1 protein-coding gene is annotated in these 324 nt (G+C 68.2%); it reads right to left on the bottom strand.

Features of this window, described 5'->3' with window-relative positions; genetic code table 11:
• Positions 1–324, bottom strand: a 324-nt coding sequence (locus EN852_RS37750; protein ID WP_135879833.1) for an LLM class flavin-dependent oxidoreductase, incomplete at both ends; no start/stop codon positions are given.

Below are 324 nucleotides of genomic sequence, written 5' to 3'. Positions count from 1 at the left end.
ACGGACCCGTGTTGACGGACGACCCGGCGGCCTTGACCGGATGCTCGGTCGGCAAATGCGGCAGGACCAGCTCGCCGAAGCGGTAGGCTTCCTCGAGATGCGGGTAGCCCGAGAGGATGAAGGTATCGATGCCAAGACGCCGGTATTCGTCGATGCGCTCGGCAATGGTGTCGGGATCGCCGACCAGCGCCGTGCCGGCGCCCCCGCGCACAAGGCCGACGCCGGCCCACAGGTTCGGCGCGATCTCGAGCTTCGAGCGGTCGCCGCCATGCAGCGCGCTCATGCGCGCCTGGCCGACCGAGTCCATGCGCGCAAAGACTTTCT

It is taken from the genome of Mesorhizobium sp. M2E.F.Ca.ET.209.01.1.1 (assembly GCF_004010375.2).
Lineage (GTDB): Bacteria > Pseudomonadota > Alphaproteobacteria > Rhizobiales > Rhizobiaceae > Mesorhizobium.
Note: the sequence above shows the minus strand (reverse complement) of the source record. Positions and strands in the feature narration are given on the sequence as shown.